This window comes from Candidatus Omnitrophota bacterium, from assembly GCA_041648975.1.
Taxonomy (GTDB): Bacteria; Omnitrophota; Gorgyraeia; order 2-01-FULL-45-10; family 2-01-FULL-45-10; genus JAQUSE01.
The window spans coordinates 19,343-37,066 of the sequence record JBAZNZ010000003.1 but is presented as its reverse complement, the minus strand read 5'-3'; the positions used below and the strand labels follow the sequence as shown (position 1 = coordinate 37,066).

At 48.8% G+C, this 17,724-nt stretch carries 13 protein-coding genes; all 13 read right to left on the bottom strand.

Annotated elements, in window-relative coordinates; genetic code table 11:
• Positions 1–2: 2 nt before the first annotated feature.
• Genes WC592_01290 through WC592_01230 form a run of 13 tightly spaced genes read right to left on the bottom strand, consistent with a single transcriptional unit; the run spans position 3 to position 17,622 of the window.
• Complete coding sequence (locus WC592_01290) at positions 3–752, bottom strand: glycosyltransferase family 2 protein (protein ID MFA4981089.1); 750 nt, start codon at positions 750–752, stop codon at positions 3–5.
• Positions 739–1,710 carry a class I SAM-dependent methyltransferase gene (locus WC592_01285; GenBank protein MFA4981088.1) on the bottom strand — a complete coding sequence of 324 codons (972 nt, stop codon included), beginning with the start codon at positions 1,708–1,710 and terminating at the stop codon, positions 739–741. Before WC592_01285 ends, WC592_01290 begins: the two co-directional genes overlap by 14 nt.
• A gap of 12 nt (positions 1,711–1,722) precedes the next feature.
• The gene (locus WC592_01280) at positions 1,723–3,144 is read right to left on the bottom strand and encodes a radical SAM protein (GenBank protein MFA4981087.1); all 1,422 of its coding nucleotides are present in this window, start codon (positions 3,142–3,144) and stop codon (positions 1,723–1,725) included.
• Positions 3,137–4,216 carry a glycosyltransferase family 4 protein gene (locus WC592_01275; GenBank protein ID MFA4981086.1) on the bottom strand — a complete coding sequence of 360 codons (1,080 nt, stop codon included), beginning with the start codon at positions 4,214–4,216 and terminating at the stop codon, positions 3,137–3,139. The genes WC592_01280 and WC592_01275 overlap by 8 nt, the downstream gene beginning before the upstream one ends.
• Entirely contained in the window at positions 4,213–6,918 is a 2,706-nt protein-coding gene (locus WC592_01270; protein MFA4981085.1) for a radical SAM protein, read from the bottom strand. The genes WC592_01275 and WC592_01270 overlap by 4 nt, the downstream gene beginning before the upstream one ends.
• Entirely contained in the window at positions 6,909–7,874 is a 966-nt protein-coding gene (locus WC592_01265) for a glycosyltransferase (protein MFA4981084.1), read from the bottom strand. The genes WC592_01270 and WC592_01265 overlap by 10 nt, the downstream gene beginning before the upstream one ends.
• Entirely contained in the window at positions 7,861–9,348 is a 1,488-nt protein-coding gene (locus WC592_01260) for an oligosaccharide flippase family protein (GenBank protein MFA4981083.1), read from the bottom strand. The genes WC592_01265 and WC592_01260 overlap by 14 nt, the downstream gene beginning before the upstream one ends.
• A gap of 12 nt (positions 9,349–9,360) precedes the next feature.
• The gene (locus tag WC592_01255) at positions 9,361–10,665 is read right to left on the bottom strand and encodes a glycosyltransferase (GenBank protein ID MFA4981082.1); all 1,305 of its coding nucleotides are present in this window, start codon (positions 10,663–10,665) and stop codon (positions 9,361–9,363) included.
• Positions 10,662–12,002 (bottom strand): glycosyltransferase, encoded by a 1,341-nt coding sequence (locus WC592_01250; GenBank protein MFA4981081.1) that lies wholly within the window; start codon positions 12,000–12,002, stop codon positions 10,662–10,664. The genes WC592_01255 and WC592_01250 overlap by 4 nt, the downstream gene beginning before the upstream one ends.
• Positions 12,003–12,005: 3 nt before the next feature.
• Entirely contained in the window at positions 12,006–13,544 is a 1,539-nt protein-coding gene (locus WC592_01245; GenBank protein ID MFA4981080.1) for a radical SAM protein, read from the bottom strand.
• An 8-nt stretch (positions 13,545–13,552) separates the two neighbouring features.
• Positions 13,553–14,620 (bottom strand): radical SAM protein, encoded by a 1,068-nt coding sequence (locus tag WC592_01240; protein ID MFA4981079.1) that lies wholly within the window; start codon positions 14,618–14,620, stop codon positions 13,553–13,555.
• Between the two features lie 18 nt (positions 14,621–14,638).
• Positions 14,639–16,510: an asparagine synthase (glutamine-hydrolyzing) gene (gene asnB, locus WC592_01235; protein ID MFA4981078.1), complete on the bottom strand. Its 1,872-nt coding sequence runs from the start codon at positions 16,508–16,510 to the stop codon at positions 14,639–14,641.
• A 5-nt stretch (positions 16,511–16,515) separates the two neighbouring features.
• Positions 16,516–17,622: a DegT/DnrJ/EryC1/StrS family aminotransferase gene (locus WC592_01230; GenBank protein ID MFA4981077.1), complete on the bottom strand. Its 1,107-nt coding sequence runs from the start codon at positions 17,620–17,622 to the stop codon at positions 16,516–16,518.
• Positions 17,623–17,724 lie beyond the last annotated feature (102 nt).

Here is a 17,724-nt window from a genome sequence, read left to right as displayed (position 1 = left end):
GTTCACCTCCCTTTTGTTTTGCATATATCTTCCCGCAGTTCCCGCCTGAACTTGAATATCTTTATTACATAATCGGCAATATCCTTTGAAAATCTTACGGTACTGGGCTTGTGCGGTAATTTTACAAATAGAGCCGGCACCTCGATGATCTTTTTATCGGCGAGTCTCGACCGGCAGACGACCTCCGTGTCCCAGAACCAGTGGCCGTCCTTGACGCTATTTATTACCCCCATCATCGTCTTCCTGTTAAAGAACTTAAACCCGCTTTCCGAATCTATCCCCTTCATGCCTAGGACCATGCCGGAGAACCTGATATAGCCCTTGCTCACTATGAACCGTACGATGGAATGATAATTGAGGTCGAATAATCTTCTGGCAATGACAAAGTCGGCGCCTTTTTCTATTTCGAGCAGCACCGAAGGTATATACCTTGCGTGTATCTCGAGGTCGATGTCGAGATATCCCATGATCCTCCCTTTCGCGGCGATAAATCCGTCGGTAACGCTGCGGCCTCTTCCCATATTCTGTTCGTGGAATTTTTTACTCAGGCGCCGGCCGGGATGCTCGGCGATGATCTGATCTATCATATCCCTGGAATTATCGCGGCTCTTGTCGTCTACAAATATGATCTCGTATGAGTATCTGGTCGTATCCATTATATCCATGATCTGGCCGACATTGTTCTTTAGATGAGGGGCGTCATTATAACAGGCTACGATTATGCTGACATCTACGTTATTATTTTCGCTCATGGACATCCTCTCCTTGCGCAGTTCGCGGCAGAACTCTGGCTACTATGAGCACCATATGACCACTCAGGTGGTTAAGCTTGCCGATCGTCGATCTATACAACAATCTTTCTCTGTTCTCCGTAACGAACAGGTCATACATCGTGTCCCTTATCGCATTATTACGTCCCATTCCGGCCCTTACCATCTGGCCGGCGGATACTGTCTTCTGCGGCGCTGTCCCCGACGATGCGCGTGGCGATACCATAAACCGGCGCAGCAGGGAACCGATTTCACCCCATAAAAAATCCGTAGGGTAGACCTTCTTCACTTTAAACCCGTTATTCTCAAGATAAAAACTTATCGAGCCTGCGTCAAAAGCGTATTCGCAAAATAATAGGCCCGGACAGCTGTCCGTATCTACACCGCACTTCTTAACCACTCTATGGAAAAGTCCGCCGGCCTTCCTCTTGCCTGAAATACAAAGCCGTGTCCTCCGAATGACATTGACATAAGGAACGGTCATAAGCAATATACCGCTCCCTTTTTTCAGGACCCTGTGCGCTTCCCTAAGCGCCCTGTCGGGGCCGTCCTCGAAATGCTCCATTACGCCGCCGGATAAATAGCAGTCGAACGCATCGTCTTTGAACGGAAGGGCCGTTATATCAGCTGTTTGGACGGGATAATCCTCACCCATCTCCGCCTTGATGCGCCTGATAGTCTCCTCGGAGAAATCCACCCCCGTAATGTCATATCCTTTTGACCTGTACGATATCACATATCTGCCCGTGCCGCATCCGCCGTCGAGTATCCTGGCGGGCGGGCGCGGAAAATATTTCTTCAGGAAGAAAGAGAGGTGGTTTCGGTCTGTGCCTTCCGCGCCCCGGGCCAGGTTTTGCACCTTATCCCAATCCTCTGTCCAGGACGAGATATCCTGGCCGGCGGCCCCTCTGTCTTTTAACCTGTATGTCTTTACGATCATTGCCGTCTTCCGCTATGATACATGTTCATAGCTTTTTTCCGAGAACATCCTGACCGCTTCCCTTAGAAGCCTTATGAAACTTGTGCCCGTGTATCTGTAATACATGAAAGCGTAGCATAAAAATCCGATAACATCATACAGGGCATTATTTGGAAACCGTATCAATATTTTGACCAGCGGCGACAGCGACGGATACTTGACCGTTATTATGAAGAATTTTTGGAGGTTTACGATGCGTTTTATGTCCGGCATATTCAGAAGGCTCGTTTTGTATGACCCCCCTATCTTCAGACTCCCATCCTTAGGAATATACCCCTCTGCTATGGCCATATCCGTAAGCTCGAGTTTTGGGAACGGCTGGAATATCGAGCACCAGCTGAAATTCGGCCTGAGTTTAATGTTGACATCGAGGGTCCTCAGCGCTTGGTCAATCGTCTCTCCCGGCAGGCCCAGCATATTTGTGGTCCTGAACATAAGTTTGTGCTTCCGGAATAACCGGGCCGCGTTCTCCAGATCGAAATCCGTTATCCCTTTTTTCAGTATCGCGTTGCGGCGCGCCTCATCACCGGTCTCGACCCCCATATCGACCACCCTGCAGCCCGCATCCTTTAGCTTGAAAGCGAGTTCATCATCGACCATATTGCCCCGCACATAAGCTATGAAGGGAAGCCTCACCTCTTTTTTATATCGCGGCAGGAATTCATACAGCCATTTTTTGTTAAGCACCCATGTGTCGTCCTGGAAGTATACGAGCTCAAGGCCGTATTTACTCTTCACATCGATAAGCTCCCTGATCACGCTCTCCACCTTCCGATATCTTACGAACGGCCCCTTGTCCTTGTAAAGACGCATGTATATATGGTTGAAACAGAAGGTGCAGTTATAAGGGCATCCCCTGCCGCACATGAACGATTTCTCAGGGCTTTTCGCCAGAAAAGGATACTTGTAGTAGAGCGCCCTGTCAGGCGGCGGCAGGGTATCGATATCGGACACGAAGTCCCTGACCTCGTTTTTATAGACCCTGCCCCCTGGTTTTACATGCAGGTTCTTTATAGCCGTGATATCCTTCCCGGCGTCTAGGGCGTCGGCAAGCTCCGACAAAGCGAGTTCACCTTCTCCGACGCATATCACATCGACAGATTTCTCTTCTATCATTTCAGGGAAAAATGTCGGATGCGCGCCGCCGAAAGCTACGACGATATCGCTGTTACTTCTCTTTATCTTCTCGGCCAGGGCTATGGCCCAGGGAAACTGCGCCGTCATGACGGAAAAGCACGCTATGTCCGGCCTGTAACGCGTGATCTCATCCAGTATCCTGTCCTCCCTGCCTATGAACATTTCGCATTCGTGGCCGCGGGCCTTGACCGACGCCGAGAGATACATGGGGCCCATTGTCTCGTACCATATATGCTGAAGGAACGCTATCCTAGCCATTTTCACTTCCCGCCGCTCTCAATGTCCTGAGAAAAACCGGCTCATAAGTTTTCACCGAATATTTTTTTTCCACAAGGGCCCTGGCCGAGGCGGCCATCCTTTCCCTCAGGCCCCTATCCTCTATGAGGGCCGATAGTTTCCCGACCCATTCGCTCTTGTCGTTGGCCAGGTAACCGTTCACCCCGTCCTGCACGACCTCCGTATTCACCCCAACGGGAGAGCAGACCGGCACGATACCGCATGCCATATACAGTATCGCCTTGAAAGCGCACTTCCCGCGCGTCCATTCATCGTCCGGCATCGGCATTATGCCGATATCGAATGTCCCCAGGAGCTCTATCTCTCTTTCCATGGACCATTCAATATTCACGACGTTCTTTAATTCGGAGTGATGATAACCGCCGACGATCTTGAATACCAGATTGTCGTAACGGGCGGACAATTCTTTGAATACGTCCTCCATATCCCGCAGGAACCTTCTTGTCGTATTGCTCCCTATCCATCCTATGACCACTTCTTTTTTGTCCGGCCGCCTGGCCGGCGGACGGTACATATCGGTATCTATGGTGGTGGGTATTATTATAACATTTATATTAAATCTAGCCGCGAAATCGCGAAGATACCGGTTGCCGGCTATGACATACCGGCTTAGGCTTACTATCCCCGATATCTTACCCGGATTCTTAAACCTCTCGATGTAATTATTTATACCGCTCGTATTGCGCAAAAATATCGCGTCGTCGAAATCGTATATGATCGGCTTGCCGAGACAGCGGAATATATGTTCGAATACGGGCGGGCCGAATGGATACGCCTCGCGGTGAATAAATATTATATCATGCGCCATGGCCCTGAATATGTCCGAGATCCTGGCCACTGTGGCAAAAATGAAGAACAATATCTTCTTCAAGTATTTATGACGCAGGTATAATATCCTGTAAAAGCCCCTTCCGATAAACGGCCTTAAGGTATATTCTATGCCGTTCGCTCTTAAATACGGCAGGAACTGCTCCACCCTGAGACGGTTAGAGGCGCCTTCGTTCGGATACGGAACTATAAATAACACTTTCATACCTTGATCAGGCTTTCGTATATTTTGTAATATTTATTAACGCCTTCTTCCAGCGATAAATAACTTCTTGCAGTGTCCCTGCACCGTTCTTTCAGTCCGCCGTCCCCGGCGAGGAGGTCCGTTATTTCTTTGACCCCTCTTACATAATGTTCACTGTCGAATTTATCAACGACTACACCGACGCGGTTCGACCTGACTATCTCCTCGGTATCGCCGACCCCCGGATTTATTATAACCGGGATACCGGAAGAAAGGAACTCTCCCATCTTTATAGGCGACGATCCTGTTTTTTTGTACGGGTTGATGAAAAATATCCCGGCGTCGGCAAGATTAAGATATTTGGGCATCTCATCAAATTCAGCGGTCATTATCCTGATGTCCTGCGGATCTATACCGTGGTCTTTTGCCGACGCGGCGATAAGCTCCTTGGCGTCTTTGGTCAATACTAAAAACAGGCTTTCGGGTATAAGTGCTTTGGCGCACTTAAAGAACTCCATCATTTCGTCCATAAGATAGAACGTCCCTATCTTACCGGGATACATGAAGACGAACCGGCTGCCGATGCCGGTCTCTTTTCTGATACGCTTAGCCTCCGCGGCGTCCGGTTTGAATCGACCGAGGTCTACGCAGCATGGCACGACCTCCATAGGTTTTGAACCCGGCTTCACGGAACCGGAAGCCCCGTTAAACTCATAGTGCTTGTTAGTAAGAACTGTGACGGCGTCGGCGCGTTTTAAAAGATTCTTCTCGAGACGCTTTACCATATTATAGATAACGCTTCCCTCTTTCCATATCCCGCCGGCGGCATATTCTTCCGCCAGGAAACCCCTCATATCGAAAATTATTTTAATCTTCCTGATATGGGACAGGGCGAGCGCGATAAAACCGGGCGTAACGCCCCTAACATGGACCACTCTGATATTATTCGCTATCATTAAAAAATACGACCATAACACGCCCATCGTAAGATCGAATACGGTCGATATTATCGGTGGATATTTATGATACCTCAGGATATGCCATTCTATACCTTCTTTTTTAAGGCTCTCTTTCAGGTCTTTTATTCCGTTCCTTCCGGCCTTTCTCAGGTCTTTCTCTTTCTCATACGTCAACAGGACAAAACTCGCTCCTTTTTTGCTCAGCTCTTTCATATAAGACAAACCCTGGGATGGCAGTATAGGCTCTAAAAGTCCGTTGTAAGACAGGAATAATATATTCATGCGGGAAACAACACGTGTTTTCCGTCTTTTAACACCGAGCATCGCCGGAAACGCCCGCATGGTTTTGACCATTATCCCGCCGAACTGCGTAGTGAGGACACTGAAAAGCCTGGCGGGGTTGGCGATGTTATCTTTTACGAAATTATAAAAATTTATCGGCAATATCGTCGTGAATCTGGCCCTTAGATACATCTTTTCGAATACGCCCTCACCCATATCCGCGTAATTGACTTGAGTCTTCTCCTGATCGCCGACATCCTGCCAGTCCGGCAGCTCCCTGCCAGCCGCTTTAAGGTCTCTGTAACTCTGTGTTCCCGGAAGCGGCATAAATATGTTAAAGCCGATCATGTTAGGCCTGGTCTTTTTGATAAGCTTAATGGTCATATTGAAGTCTTCCGGTTTTTCGCCCGGATACCCCACTATGATATTCGCCTGGAATCTCATGCCGGCCTTCTTCGCCAGGCTCGCGGCCATTACACTCTCTTCCACTTTCATCTTTTTGTTCATTAGATCCAGGACGCGCTGCGAGCCGGATTCGAACCCGTATTCTACGCCTATGCACCCGGACCTCTTCATGAACGCCAGGAGGTCTTCCGTGATGACGCTCGCCTTAGCCTGGGCGACCCACCGCAGCCTCTTGTCGAGGCCCTTTTGTATAAAAAGATTGAGCACCTCTTCGGCCCTCTTCTTATTGCTCAGGAACATATCCTCCGCAAAATATAAGGCTTCGACAGCATACCTGTCTGCAAGTTCCTCGGCCTCCTTTACCACCCTTTCAGGCGAATGATACCTGACCTTTCCGTTGAATATCAGCGGCCCCGCGCAGAAATTACATCTATACGGGCATCCTCTGGCCGTAAATATCGAAGTAGTCCTAAGGCTCAGGTTCCTGCTCGTGAACCTGCTTGGCCTTGTGTAATAAGACATCTCGAGAAGATGTCTTGCGGGAAGAGGCAATTTGTCCAGGTCGGATATCGGCTCGGCGTCAGGCGTCGATATAATATCGGCTCCTTTCCTGAACGTCAGTCCATTTATATCCTGCCAATTTAACCCATTTGCCAGGCTTACAACGATATTCTCACCTTCGCCGCGGGCGACGAGATCCACATTCTTCAACTCCTCTATGGAAAGCTCGGGCTCGCCTGTCGCGTGGGTGCCGCCCAAAACTATCGGTATATCCCTGTTCTTCTTTATAACGCCTGAAATATGGTCGACGTCCGGCATATTAGGGGTCGTTGCGCTTATCCCCACCATATCCGAGCGGAATTGCCCTATCCTGTCTATCATTATAAGATCTGTTTTCCCAAAATCGAGAGAGTTCTGCCTCAACACTATATCCCTGTCTATTATCTGGACGCTGTGTCCGGCGTCTTCGAGCACAGAGGCAAGATATGCCAAACCCAGCGGCGGCCAGAACTGCTTATTCTCGTCTACAGAGGCGCGCCTTCTTGATAACAGCGGATATATTAAAGTTATGCGCATCTTTCTTTCCTATTTATTAAGAAATACTTCACCATGCCTGAGAACATGGCTGCATCTATAAGAAGCATGCAGAAAAATACCACGGCGAATTGCATAGGATCTAGCTTATGCCAAAGCCCGCCCTCTTCCCTCTCCAGGATAAGCCCGAAAGCTCTTGCCATGAGAAGCAATAGAGGCGCGTAAAAAAAGAGCGGCGAAATGACTATCCCCATAGCGGCCATGAGCAAGAGAACGGAATATATCCGGATCACCGGTATATGCCAATCCTTCATCCTTCCGGCCCGCGCGCCGTGATACGAATAGAGAAAAAACCTGCCGAATAATTCTTTCGGCCCCCTCGGTATGTCCCAAGTCACAAGCGCGTCGGGAGCGAAGAGCGTCTTATATCCCTTCGCTTTTATCTCTTCCATGAATATCCTGTCTTCCGCTGACCTCAGGTCTTCCGGCAATCCTCCGATGTCCCTCCAGACGCGCTTCTTAAGCAGCATAGAGGCAAGGAAGAACGTCCTCATCTGCCTGCCGTCAACGTGCCTCTTCGGCGGCACGAACGCTATAGAGGAATACCGTTTAAAGATCGTGTCTTTTTTTGGCTCAAATACTCCATATACGACATCTACGGAAGCGTCTTCCTTAATCTTTTTGTATAGATTCTCAAGCCACGCCTTATCGACCGTGATACCCGCGTCGGTCATCGCTATGAGCTCATTGCGCGACGCCTCTATCGCGATATTCCTGGCCTTCCCCGGATAAGCGTCGCCCGACTTTATAAAATTTACCGGATATCCCTTATCTATAAAAGACCGCACTATCTCCGGCGTCCTGTCGGTCGACCCGCCGTCCGCAATTACAACTTCATCAGGTATCCGGCTCTGTTCGAACACCGATGCCAGCAAAGCGTTTGCCGAGCCCTCTTCGTCCCGCATCGGTATAATAAGACTTATCTTATCTTCTGCCATAGCTCAATTTGGACCTTATATATCCGAACACCTTTCCTCTTTCATGTTCCGTCAATATGAAATAGATGCATACCGCGGTAAAGACTGTCTTGAGAAGAGCGCCCAAAATTCCGAAGTCGCCGGTGAAAAATACCGCCCCCAGCACCAGCGCGCCCTTAACGGCCAATTTCAAATTATCATGAGATATTTTTACGCCCAGGACCCTGCTGTGATAAAACACGAGGATAAGAGCTGCGGCCATGTTTGAGACCATATACGAGAAGGTAATAGCCCTCAAGCCCATATGCCCTGCGGCACATAGAAATACCACGACAAGGCAGGCGTTGTATACGAGCCCTATGCCCAGGTACATCTTCAATTTCTCCCTGGCCAATAGCGATGCGCATAACAGATAAAAGATCAGGTAGAACATGTCTCCCGCAAGCTGTGTAGAAAAAAGGTCCGCGGCCGGAAGGAATTTCACCGAGAATACTACCCTTATGACAACATCGCGCAAAATATATAAGCATACGGCGAACGGGATAACCCCGACAAGGCAGAACCTCAAAGCGTTATTCAATTCATTCATATACTCCTGCTTGTCCGGGCCGGCGGACAGAGAAGAGACCTTGGGGAAAAAGTAGGCCCATATCCCGTTGGTAAAGAGCGTCAGGTAGTTCGCGGACATGGCGAATACGACCTGATAAAGGCCGTTTGCTTCAGGGCCGAAATAGTTAATGAGTATAGTCCTTAAGAAGACTACGCAAAAAAGCCCCAGCCCTCCCGTAATAAAAGACGTCGCGCCGTATGACAGGATCATCCGGCTCAAGCCCTTATCGTACCTCTTTATTAAATTACGGAAATCAAATATAGAGGCGAACACCTCCCTCGGCACTTTGCGGTATATCAGGTAGTATCCTATGCCGAACGCTATAAGGGAACTGGCTAAAAGATACGGGAATGTCCCCCTGAATCCCATGAAATATATGAAGCCGAATAACGGCACAAGAGAAATAAGGGCCGCCGCAACCCTGCCATACGTAAAATTTTTATAGTGGCCAAATCCTACAAGCACCGCCTCAAACGTGCCGGATAAGACTATCAGAGGGATGCTTACCGCAAGAAAAAGCACAAGTCTCGAATAACTTTCCGAAAGGAATAGGTAGCGCGATACAAAACCGGAAAAAACGATCATCAAAACAGCCAGCGCCACCGTAGCCGCAAGCTGCGTCATAACCGCGAAAGAGATCGTATACGACGTCTTTTCTTCCTTATCCTGCGCGGAAAATGTGGAAACGTACTTAGTGACTCCCCTGCCTATGCCCAGAGACGCTACCGTTATGGAAAAGTTCAACAGATTGAACGCCTGGGAAAAAAGCCCTACGCCCGAGGTTCCGAGAACAACAGCCGTAAACTTGGACCTAACCAGCGCCGTAAAGATATTGGATACGGTTATCGAGCTTGCCGTAGCCGTCGCTTTAAGCATCTTTTTCATAATAAGACCGCCTTATTCGAACCGCTCAAAAGCGGCACGTTCTATGCCGGATATCACATCTCTGGTAAAGTAGGAAAGCGCGAATTTCCTTCCAGCTGAACCAAGAGACGCAGCGCGCTCTTTATCATTCAATATTTCCGTAACACAGCGCGCCAGGGCGCGGAAATCCCTGAATTGCGCCAACAGCCCTCTCTCGTTATATCCTGTTACTTCCCCCGCCCAGTCATGGTCATAAGCTACCACAGGTTTTTCAGCGAGCAGGGCCTCCACGATAGTAACGCCGGCATGCGTAAATAGTATGACATCGGCTGTGTAATAAAGGTCCACCAGACGGTCCCGGGAAACTTTCCCGAGAAACAGGGTCTTATTCTCCAAGCCGGATCGTCTTGCCATGGCTTTCAGGTCCTCTCCCAGGCTGCCCATCCCGGCGATCACAAGCCTTGCGTCATCCGCTAAAACCGCTACTTCCTTAAAACACAGGATGAGGTCTTCCACGAACTTTACCTTTTCCAACCTTCCCACATAGAGTATAACGCGCTTGCCTGAAAGGCCCAGCTCGCCTTTCAGGTCCTTGCGGAGAGCGGGTTCCTTCAAATGGGCTTTCCCGGCCGGCATCCTGGATGAAAAAACGCTTTCAGGCATGGCGCCGTGAGACAGCGCGTAGAATTTATAATTGGCGCATCCGGCGGTCACAAATAAGGCATTTTTCAATATCATCCGCTCGATGCCGTTCTCAACGGACCTAAATATAAAAGGAGGAAAGACTATCCGCTGGACGCGTCTTGTCGAGATATCGTAGTTTTGGAGCACATGTATGGTATACGGGATCCCTGCAATAGCGGAGCAAAGGAAAGCCGCAAGCCCCAGCATATGCGGATCCTGAGCCCTGAAAAATGTCGCCTTCTCTTCCTTCGCCGCCTTGACGCATTTAGACAAAAGCCGTATAACGCTCAATGCAAAGTTGGTCTTACTAAAACCGAGACGCCTCAATATGCCTTCCGGCTGCTGAGGGACGCTGATTATCCGATGGAAAGGCTTGTATATTTTATCCGACTCCTTTGTATCCGTAGTTGAAAAAATGACCGTGACTATATTTTCAAAATAGCCCCCGAGGTCATATTCAAAGACCGGATGTGACAGCCCCTCACGCTCTATATCGTTAATATTGTAATGCGCCAATTCCAGCATTTTTTTGCCTATCTTCTTCTTGCGCGGATTGAAAGCGGAGTATACCGTTACCACGGCGAGCCAGAGCGCGAGAGCGCAGTATAACACCAGGAAAATAACCGCATCTATAGGAAAAAATATTTTTTTCATTCTAATTTACCCGTATCGGCGACAAGTGAATCGAAAAGGCCGGCCAATTCTCCGGCCTTGATCGCCCTGGTATGTTTTTGTATCTCCAACTCGTTCCCGGTATAATCAACATACCCCTTAGCTACATACTCTGTATATAATCCCAATATGCTCTCCCGCAGATCGTGATCGCCGTAAACTGCGGCACCGCATGATGTGGCCCGCACCAGATCTTTCATAACGCCTCCCCTGGTCGTCAAGGCAATCACAGGCCTCCTCGCTCCCAGGTAATCATACAGCTTCGCGGTATGGCACCCTTCGCCGCCCTTACCGATCCATTGTATTAAAAGCAGGGCATCGGACGCCTTCTGTATCTTAAGGGACTCGGAATAGCTGACTTTTGCGGACTCTCTTACCACGTCGCTGAGCCCGTACATCTTTGCGATAGCCGTTATATCCGGCTTGTCATAACCCATTATAAAAAAATCTACAAATATTTTGTTCCTGTCTATGCGGCCTTCCGCTATAAGATCCCTGAGCGCTTTGAAAAAAGGATCTACCCTCTGATACTCCCTGTGCAATTTCCCGGTATAGCTTATGGTGAATTTCTTATTTCTGCCGTACCGCATGGAAGCGAAATCATTGTCGTCAAAAGCGTTTGTTATCACCTTAACATCGGGGCAGCTTTTGCCCAACGAAGTCCGCAGCGTCCGGGCCCATGGCTCCGATACCGTTACCACGGCATCGGCGTCTCTCAACGTATTCCTTTCTATGAATTTTAACATTACCTTTTTAAATATAGTTCTGGGCCTAAAATGGTCGTCTGCCCAAAGGTCCCTTAGATCGGCGACCCACGGGATACCATATTCTTTTTTCATCTTTCGGGCAATCAGATGGGCGGTCTCGGGAGGCGATGTGCTGAAAACGATATCAAACCTATTCTTCTGCAGGACTTCCATCCCCAATTGAACGGCAAAAGGATACCACCCTATCTGGCCGTCCGGCATCGTTATGAGTTCCCGCATAAAAGACGGAACAGTATTTTTTCTCCTCTTTTTTTCCGGATCCCGATTAGAACTGCCGCTATGCGCGAGGCCGCTCTTCTTAGTAATCCTGAAAATCCGCCTGATATCTTCCGCGCGATCCCTGTATTCAGACCTGAAAACTTTTGTGCCGGCTTGAACAAAGCCCTCGTCGCACGATGAGCTGTCCGCCGCTGTTTTTACGGTTAATATGGACGCCTCCCATCCGTACAGCGGCAGGTATTGAGCGAACTTCAACACCCGCAAAAGGCCGATGCCTTCCATCGGCGGCCATGCGTAAGATATGAGAAGCGCTTTCCGTTTTCGTGATCCCATGCTCTAGTCCACTTCATGCGCGACAAGGCGCTTAAGGTCCAGAAATATTCTTTTACCCTGCGCCTTCCGCTCGCATCCGCCTTTTTTCGCTCCCCACGTCCCGTCGGGCAGCCGCGAGAAATAAATCCCCCTCTTAAGATTGATATTATCAACGCTCTTTTTATACCGATGTCTGTATACGATCGACTGCTTCAGGCGCTTCGATATATTGGCAAGATCGTATCTCAATATCAATATCCATTTTTTTATCTTGAAAATAACGGGATGCAGGCCCGGCTCATTATAGCTGCCGCTCTTTACATTTAAGATCATCCGCGCACGCACCCTCTCCTTCGCGGAGAATTCGTTCGTCTCGAACGCGATACGGTCATACCGCGTTCCTATCGAGGATATGTTATACGAATCCTCCAGGCTGACAGCATTCGCCTTCACCCATTTCTCCATGGCTGTCCCGGTAAAAGGGACGCATGACGAGTATGCCAGGACATCCAGATCGAGCTTTCGGGCATTTTCAAATGACCATAAAGTTTTCTTGAATGTATCTCCCGGTAAACCCATCAACATGTATCCAAAGATCTCCATATCGTACTTCTTCATCAGCGCAATGCTATTTTTTATCTGGTCTATCGTTTCCCCTTTATTGATATTTTTGAATACATCCTGCTCGAGCGTCTCTATACCCACCCATATGCGCCTGCAGCGCGCGTCATGAAGCCGCTTTACCATTTTTTCAGTTACCCTGTCCGCCCTGAACCCCTGTATAACCCAGGGCATGTCGATCTTATTTTCTATCAGCAGGTCGCAGAACCTCTCCACCCGGTTTATGTCTACGTTAAATGAGGCGTCGGTTACATGGAACATTTTTGCGCGATAAACTTCTTTAGCCGTTTTTATCTCTTTTAAGATGTTCTCCGGGGTCCTGGGCCTCCATTTCTTGCCAAGATGCGAAAAACAGAATATGCACCCATAGGGGCAGCCGCGGCTTGTTATAATAGGATAAACGTCCATGGCATCTACGCCGAAGGCGGCATACTGCGGGAAAGAAACTGAATCCAGATCCATGATAAAAGGGCGCGGAGGATTGGCCGTTATCCTGCCGAGACTGCGCCAAACCAGCCCTTGGACGGACGACAGGTCCTTTTCTCCTTCGAGAGCGCTTAACAGCTCAGGAAGAGTTCTCTCTCCCTCGCCGATAACCGCCATATCCGCCTCCGGCATCATCTCCAGCGACCTGGAGCCCAGCACCGTTATCTCAGGCCCCCCCAGCAATATCTTGCCTTTAAAATAACGCTTCATATCTTTTATACAGGACCTGGAGTTGTTAAAACTCATGTTAGTTATCGAGATCCCTACAATATGGGGATCCAGGCTTTTCACAGCCGCCTCTATGCGTTCGAACGGGTCATGCTGCCGCAGATTCACCATATCCAGGATGCTGACCGTATGGCCTCTCTCAATCAGGCTCACCGCGCAATACGCTATCCCTATATTCAGGCCGGTCGATTCCTCATCGCCCAATGGATCTATAAAAAGTATTCTCATAAATATTTTTACCTTAAAATAACGCCTTTATTTTCAGGGCATACGCGGCATGGCTCGGGGAGCAGCCCGGCGCTGTCCGAGAGGAAGGTCTTCCGCATATTTCTGAAGAACGCGTTGTTCCACACGCCGTAATCCCATACGCGGCCGCTACCTTTCATATTCAAGAGCATTATAGAGCAGCTCGACGCCCTTCCTTCACCGTCAATGCGTATCTGCGTAAAATATGTATTACAGCCGTTCTTGGTCCTGCCAGGATCGATCGCGTCGGGAAGACTGATCTTTTTTTTCATGACCGGATCCAGCCGCGAATAGACGCCCCTCATAAAATCGATTTCTCTCAAATCATAGGTAAATATCATGCGCTCGTCCGCAGTAAACCCCTTGTAAGGGGCCGGAAGAAAGTTACAGAAAAATATCGAATCCGCGCCGAGGCGCTCGCCTGTTTCTATCATCAACGGCATATTCACATAATTTACCCTGTCTATTATGAATGAGAGCTTGACCTTGACCTTCGAGCCTGAACTATCGCGCGCCTTTATTAGCCTGGCCGTAGCGTCATATATCCTGGAATATGTCTCTTTGGGGCATCCCGTCATTCGGCTGAATTCCTCTGGAGAATGGCCGTTGAGGCTTATGGTAATACCGTCAAGCGGCGAGTTGATAATGTTATCGATGTTCTTCTCTATCGTAGTGCCGTTTGAGAATGTCTTTACCTTCATGCGCTTTTTAACGGCCGCATATTCGGCTATCCTGAAAAAGTCCCTGTTCAAAAGCGGCTCGCCGGAGCCTATTATATGGACATGTAAAGCCCTGGGGAGCGCGTCCACCGCTCGCTTAAAATCCTCGAATGAAATATCTTTCGAAGGACTCTGAATATGCGGGTAGTCTTTAGGCATTTTCTTCGAGTGCGTAGGGCACATGTCGCAGGAAAGGGTGCAGCGTCCCGTAGCTACGACAGAAATCACTATCGGTTCGTAGCCCAGGGTCTCCTCTTTCGCGGAAAAACGGTATTTCAGATAGTTCATCTTTTGACGGAAAGAATAATTTGCGCGGAATACATTTAGAACGTCTTTCATGCTATTCATGTCCTGCCTTTAGTTAAAAAATCGCCTGAACCAAAGCTCCAGGTTAATCCAACTCCATATAGTAAATGACAAGTCCCTCTTTCCGGAAAAATGCGCGTAGAGCGCTTCGTCCACGCCTTTCTTATCGAATATTCCTCTCTTTTTGAAATCGGAGGAATTGAATATCTCCAATATATCGTCTTTAAGCTCGCGCCTGAACCAGACGCCGGTAGGCGTGACGAAACCCATCTTGTCGCGCCGAGTCCTTATGCTCTCCGGCAAGCGGCCCTTTAACGTCTCGCGCAATATGTATTTCGTATAGCCATTGGATATCTTCATGTCGTACGGCAGCGAAAAGAGAAATTCTACAAGCCTGTAATCCAGGAACGGCGTGCGTGATTCTACCGAATGGGCCATGCTGTTCCTGTCGTCTATGTGCAGGAGTGACGGGAGCGGCGACACTACCAGAGAATTATACAATTCCGTGTCTGTGAAGGATCCGAAACCGGCCCGTCTGCGGTCTTTCTTATTGACCGGATCTGCGCCCGGGAAATCCCTGTCGAGGAATAACGGACGGCGATCAAAACCCCCGTTTATACCTTCCTTGATCCATGCGGGGCACCACTTGGAACCCATCACTTTCATCGTTGAGAAAAAAGCGCTCGATAGTGAATAGCCGGCAACCGAGCTTAGGGTCTTCAGCTCCATGGAAAAATACGGCCATCTGAACGACGCGAACAGGTCAGCCAGGTAATAAGGATAATATTTGTAGTAACCTCCCAGGGTCTCGTCCCCTCCCTGGCCGGTCAAGAGCACCTTTATCCCTTTTTTATGAGCCTCTTCCATAACCCGCCACTGCGAATAAACGCTGGCCCCGCTGTACGGTTCGTCCTGATGCCATACCATCTTCTCGAATTCACTCATAAGCGATTTCGCTTCAGGAAAGACAAAGTTTGGAACTATCTTCTTATCCTTTAGCGTTTCGTTGATATAGGAGCGCTCGTCAAATCCTTCCATATCAAAGCATGCCGAGAAGCTCTCTATCTTCTTATCCAGCATCCCGGACATTACTACAGCAAGCGACGACGAATCTATCCCGCCGCTCAGGGATATGCCAACAGGGACATCGCTTCTCAGCCTTAATTTCACCGAATCATCCAGCAGAAATGAAAATTTTTCTTTAGCGCGTCCAAAATCTATGGCGTGGTCTTTATTTTCAAAATCTATATTCCAGTATCTCCTGCATTCAAAATTGTCCGCTGATACCGACAGGCAATGACCGCTCTTAAGCTGTTTAATGCGTGAGAAGAAGGTATTTTCGTCGGTATCCATATATCCGTAGCCTTTGGCGAGATACCGGTATATGGCGTCATTGTCGGGGGCTTTAGGGACACCGTCATACTCCAGGACGGCCTTGATCTCCGAAGCAAAGACGAATTTGTCCTTATCCATAAAATAATAGAACGGCTTTACCCCGAACCTATCGCGGCTGCAGAAAAGAGTCTTACAGCCCCTGTCCCATATGGCAAACGACCACATCCCGTTGAATTTGCCCGGACAACCGGCTCCCCATTCTTCATATGCGTGGATTATGACTTCCGTATCCGAATGGGACCTGAATAGATGCCCGAGGGATTTGAGCTCGGCCATGAGCTCCAGATAGTTGTAGATCTCGCCGTTATGTACTATGCACAAGGTGTTATCTTCATTATGCATAGGCTGATGGCCATCGCTGGATAGGTCGATGATAGAAAGCCTACGGTGTGCCAGGCCTATATTGCCGTCAAAAAACGAGCCTTCGTCGTCGGGCCCCCTGTGAGAAAGGACCCTGCCCATCTTTTCAATGCTGGCATGGTCAACAGGCCGGTTATTTAGATTGAAGGCTCCAACTATTCCGCACATATCGGCTACTTTCCAAAAAACGCCTTGATCTTATTTATCACATGATCCGCTGCCTGTCTCTTCATCTCAGGATAGACGGCAATAGAGAATGTCTGCCGCGCGGCCGACTCGGCATGGACAAGATCGCCTTCCTTATACCCGAGGTGCTTATAGCATTCCTGCAGATGAAGAGGTACTGGATAGTAGGTCCTGGTCTCAATGCCTGAATCCGTCAGAAAGGTCATAAGTCTTTGAAGGTCGGACTTGACCCTCAGGACATATAGATGGTAGGTATGTATATTATACGAGGGAACATGGGGCGTAGTCAGAGGTAAACCCTTAAGGCGTTCGTTGTAGTAACGAGCTTTCTGCCGCCGCATATCGAGCCATTTATCGAGACGTTTAAGTTTTACTCTTAGGACTGCAGCCTGAAGATTATCCAGCCTGGAATTCATTCCTATTTCGGAATGGATGTATCTGGCTGCGCTGCCATGGACGCGCAGCATCTTTATCTTTTCGGCGATCTTTTCATCGTTAGTGATCACCATTCCTCCGTCACCGAAGGCCCCGAGATTCTTGCTCGGGAAAAAGCTTAAAGCTCCCGCGTCTCCCATCGAGCCGGCCTTTATGCCGTTATACTTGGCCCCTACGGCCTGGGCGCAGTCCTCTATTATCTTAAGCCCATTTTTCTTAGCCACTGTTACTATTGGGTCCATATCCGCGCACTGGCCGTATAAATGGACCGGTATTATCGCTTTTGTATTTCTGTTGATCTTCTTTTCGATGAGGGACGGGTCTATATTAAAAGTCTTTGGATCGATATCAACGAATACCGGCTTCGCGCCGACGATCGAGACCGCCTCCGCAGTCGCAAAAAAAGTAAAAGGAGACGTGATGACTTCATCTCCTTCCCTTATCCCGAGGGCCTTAAGCGATAATATCAGGGCGTCCGTGCCTGAAGCCACCCCGACAGCGTATCTTACGTTGCAATATGACGCAATTTCGACTTCAAGCTTCTTTACATCCTCGCCCAATACAAAATTCTGGTTGTCGATAACCTTACGGATGGCTTTGTCTACGTCTGACTTTATCTGTTTGTATTGAGCCCTTAAGTCCAATAACGGTGTCTTCACGCTCGATCTCCTTTTTTTTGCGATATTAGTGTCAGATTACAATGGGAATAATAGCATTTTATCAGTAATATGTCAATATCAAAATAGAATGTACTGACCATT

Excerpts from the sequence above, each read along its gene's own strand:
- WC592_01240 (MFA4981079.1), bottom strand. The coding sequence starts at position 14,620 with ATGAAAGACGTTCTAAATGTATTCCGCGCAAATTATTCTTTCCGTCAA.
- WC592_01260 (MFA4981083.1), bottom strand. The coding sequence starts at position 9,348 with ATGAAAAAGATGCTTAAAGCGACGGCTACGGCAAGCTCGATAACCGTA.
- WC592_01270 (MFA4981085.1), bottom strand. The coding sequence starts at position 6,918 with ATGCGCATAACTTTAATATATCCGCTGTTATCAAGAAGGCGCGCCTCT.
- WC592_01285 (MFA4981088.1), bottom strand. The coding sequence starts at position 1,710 with ATGATCGTAAAGACATACAGGTTAAAAGACAGAGGGGCCGCCGGCCAG.
- WC592_01290 (MFA4981089.1), bottom strand. The coding sequence starts at position 752 with ATGAGCGAAAATAATAACGTAGATGTCAGCATAATCGTAGCCTGTTAT.
- WC592_01275 (MFA4981086.1), bottom strand. The coding sequence starts at position 4,216 with ATGAAAGTGTTATTTATAGTTCCGTATCCGAACGAAGGCGCCTCTAAC.
- WC592_01265 (MFA4981084.1), bottom strand. The coding sequence starts at position 7,874 with ATGGCAGAAGATAAGATAAGTCTTATTATACCGATGCGGGACGAAGAG.
- WC592_01255 (MFA4981082.1), bottom strand. The coding sequence starts at position 10,665 with ATGAAAAAAATATTTTTTCCTATAGATGCGGTTATTTTCCTGGTGTTA.
- asnB (MFA4981078.1), bottom strand. The coding sequence starts at position 16,510 with ATGTGCGGAATAGTTGGAGCCTTCAATCTAAATAACCGGCCTGTTGAC.
- WC592_01280 (MFA4981087.1), bottom strand. The coding sequence starts at position 3,144 with ATGGCTAGGATAGCGTTCCTTCAGCATATATGGTACGAGACAATGGGC.
- WC592_01250 (MFA4981081.1), bottom strand. The coding sequence starts at position 12,002 with ATGGGATCACGAAAACGGAAAGCGCTTCTCATATCTTACGCATGGCCG.
- WC592_01245 (MFA4981080.1), bottom strand. The coding sequence starts at position 13,544 with ATGAGAATACTTTTTATAGATCCATTGGGCGATGAGGAATCGACCGGC.